The 3,241-nt window shown below is 38.5% G+C and carries 3 protein-coding genes; all 3 read right to left on the bottom strand.

All coding sequences use genetic code 11. From position 1 onward, the window contains the following. Window positions 1-392: 392 nt before the first annotated feature. The 3 genes from PVE40_RS12460 to PVE40_RS12450 all read right to left on the bottom strand — a co-directional run bounded on the left by PVE40_RS12460 (window position 393) and on the right by PVE40_RS12450 (window position 2,843). Window positions 393-932, bottom strand: coding sequence for a biotin transporter BioY (locus PVE40_RS12460; protein ID WP_274732256.1), 540 nt, complete (start codon window positions 930-932; stop codon window positions 393-395). Then, a complete protein-coding gene (locus PVE40_RS12455) occupies window positions 929-1,912 on the bottom strand; it encodes a biotin--[acetyl-CoA-carboxylase] ligase (protein WP_274732254.1) in 984 nt (327 codons plus the stop codon). The genes PVE40_RS12460 and PVE40_RS12455 overlap by 4 nt, the downstream gene beginning before the upstream one ends. A 130-nt stretch (window positions 1,913-2,042) precedes the next feature. After that, entirely contained in the window at window positions 2,043-2,843 is an 801-nt protein-coding gene (locus tag PVE40_RS12450) for a 3D domain-containing protein (RefSeq protein ID WP_274732253.1), read from the bottom strand. Between the last annotated feature and the right edge of the window lie 398 nt (window positions 2,844-3,241).

Here is a 3,241-nt window from a genome sequence, read left to right as displayed (position 1 = left end):
AAATGGCTCTCGCCACCCCAAAAGGGATCTGCGAGAGCTATTTCTTTATTCATTTTTCTGGTTTTGTCCCAGCCTCTGGATTGAAGATGTTCATAAAAGAAAAGAAACTTCCTTTTACCCATGCCACTCAGATTTTCATCCATGTGGCATTTGCTCGCGCAAAATTACTTTAGCCCCATAGATACAAACAAAGTTGTCTCGTTTGTATCCATGCGGTCATGAGTACAAACGTCATCTAAAGAAGCTAAAGTAAAAGTATAATGCTGAGTTGGTTGTTTTCTTTTCGGTTATCATGAAAATCCCTCACACGTTTATATTTTTTAGTAATAACGATATCTTACGTGATTGATAATGAGATGTCAATGATAAAATTAAAATAAAATTAGAAAAAGTTATTTATGATAGTGTTCTTGGCTGTATTCACGGCTATATCTTCTCACTAAACTTTTAATTACCATAACGGCCATGATTCCCTTGATGATGTCTCCTGGTAGAAATAGGAGGACTCCACTGGTAACTATCTCTACAAAGGATAAACCACTTTCTAACACAACGTTCAGAATAAACACCATGTAAGGCGTCCCGATGAGATAGATGATTAGCGTCGCAAGAATGGTTAACAAGGTGAAGTTACGAATATTTCGCTTGTTTTTCAACCAAGCAATGAAAGGTGCTACGACCACAAATGCAATCAAAAAACCAAAGCTTGGAGCCATCACAATCGATGCTCCACGAATGAGAACAGCTAACAAGAGATGTAACAATTGCGCAAAAAAAGCTGCTCTTTCTGATAAGATAAAACCAGTTAAAAGGACAAATAAGGTTTGTAAGGTAATGGGCACGGGTCCCAACGGTATTACTACAAAGCCGCTAATAAAGGTTAAAGCCGCCATAAAGCTAATGCGAGTTAAATCTTGTGCCTTGAATTTCATTTTGCTGCTCCTTCCGTCCAACCGATACTAATTTCTCCGTATGAAAGAGTCGTCTCTGTTCCATCTTGCAAGCGAACAACTAAGGCCCCTTTATCATCAATGGCGGTCGCCATTCCTTCTAAGTATTCTTTATTACGAGTGAAATTGACTTGTTTGCCTAAGACAAAACAACGACTGCGGTATTCTTCCAAATACTCGTTCTTGTCCAGTTGAGAATAGAGCAGGTAAAATTCATTTACAATACTGATTGCTAACTGATTCCGGGTGATAGTGGGTTCCTCCGCTACAAAAAGTGCTCCCATTTTTTCTTTTAATTCTTCTGGCATGCTTACTGGTTCCAACTGAACGTTTAATCCAATTCCAAGTACGATTGAGTCGATCGTCTGAGTCTCTAGATTGATAATGCCTTCTGTTAGGATTCCGCAGATTTTTTTCCCATCTATATAAAGGTCATTGACCCATTTAATTTGAGGATTACGCTCGGTCAATTGCTCAATGGCACGACAAACTGCTACCGCTGCCATCGTCGTTAATAAGGTAGGATCCATTTGAGGAGCTAATTTTACTAGGCCCAAACTCATATACAAACCACTTTTAGCCGGTGAGAAGAAGCTTCGTCCCAAGCGGCCTCGTCCTGCTGTTTGTTCATCAGCAAGTACCAATACATCGTTTCTTTCTCCTTCGCTTAACATACGCTTTGCTTCTGCGTTTGTTGAACCAAGAAAAGGATGCACAAAAACAGCTACCTCTTCACGAAGTTGAGATTTTATTGTATCGGCGTGTAAAAGATCCACATGGCTGGATAATAAGTAACCAGCATTTGGTAGCGATTGAATTGCGAAGCCCTCTTCTTTCAAAGATTGCACTGCCTTCCATATAGCAGTCCGACTTATTTGTAAGTGATCAGCAATCGCTTGACCTGAAAATACTTTTCCTGGATTTTGATTAAGTAGATTTAACACTTTATTCTTGGTTGTCATTAGATTCACCTCTTCTGATGCAATCATAATCAACGATAAAAGCATTGTCAACCATTTATTTCTATAGGTTAACGTTCTTTCTAAAAAGAAAAAGCTCTACACCGGAGTGCAGAGCTTTATTTGTGTCAAATTAGTTTGCAGGAATAACAGTGATTGTCATTTGACGACGGCCAAACGCAACAGCTGTATTCAAGTCAGTAATATGAACGTCAATACGGTTTCCTTGAATAGCAGAACCAGTATCTCCAGCAATATATGTTCCGTATCCTGGAACAATGACAGTAGATCCTAATGGAATAACGCTTGGATCAACCGCGATTACGTTTGGAGTTTGACGAAGGTTAATTCCTGTGTATGTATAATCACTTAAAGACGGTTGGTTAGTAGAATATGCCGTTGCTTCTACTGTAAGGGAATAACCTTCCGCTGCAGGAGCTGGCGCTTCAACTACTTCTTCAACTACAGGAGCTGTTTCAACAGCAGGAGCTGCAACTTTTTCTTCTTCAATTGCATTATACTCTTCGATTACTTCAACTGGTGTTTCAACTTCTACGACTTCTTCTGTACTTACGTCATAAGATTTCGCTGTTTCACCTTCACCAACTGTTACTACTTTTTGGTCTGCAGAAAGGTAAATTGCATTTCCAGCAATAATCATGTCTGCATTTGCAATGCTGTTTACTTCTACTAATGTGTTCAAAGGAATTTCAGTTGCTTGTGCAATCGCAGATAATGTATCTCCCCATGCAAATACGTATTTGCTTCCTTTTTCGTTTGCCTTAATGTCTAGTTTGATTTCTTCAACTGTACGAGCTTCCCATGTTTCAGCTGTGTATTCAGCTGCGCTTGCTTCTGTTGGATTTGCAAATGCCAAAATGCCCGAAAATGCGATAGATGCGCCTGTCACCAAAATCTTCTTTTTGATGTTCATATGTTTTTATTCTATCCTTTCTTTCTTGCAATTTCTTATTGCAAGTACCCTTAGATTTTTGACCTTCTCACTTAGAAGGCCTCTCTTTCTTAAGCCACAGTTATCCTACCATGGATTTTTACCAATGTACGGAAATTCATGTGTTTGTTAAGCTCTCTTAACGCGTTTGTATTAAAAGTAAGTAAACATTACAAAAAAGAATCAAATATTACGAATATTTCAAAACATATGTTTTTATTACATGAAAGAAGCAAGTGAAAACAATAAAATGAAGCTTTCGGAACAGGAATTAAATGAAACAATTGTTAGAATTTGATGACAAAAAACTTTATGAACGCTCCGCGTTCTATGCCATGACGGAAAATCACGTGCAGGAGTATAATAGGGATGGCAATACA

The organism is Jeotgalibaca caeni (genome assembly GCF_028863945.1).
GTDB classification, from domain to species: Bacteria; Bacillota; Bacilli; order Lactobacillales; family Aerococcaceae; genus Jeotgalibaca; species Jeotgalibaca caeni.
Note: the sequence above shows the minus strand (reverse complement) of the source record. Positions and strands in the feature narration are given on the sequence as shown.

Bases quoted from the DNA above. Each gene is read 5' to 3' on its own strand.
- PVE40_RS12460 (WP_274732256.1), bottom strand. From the start codon at position 932: ATGAAATTCAAGGCACAAGATTTAACTCGCATTAGCTTTATGGCGGCT.
- PVE40_RS12455 (WP_274732254.1), bottom strand. From the start codon at position 1,912: ATGACAACCAAGAATAAAGTGTTAAATCTACTTAATCAAAATCCAGGA.
- PVE40_RS12450 (WP_274732253.1), bottom strand. From the start codon at position 2,843: ATGAACATCAAAAAGAAGATTTTGGTGACAGGCGCATCTATCGCATTT.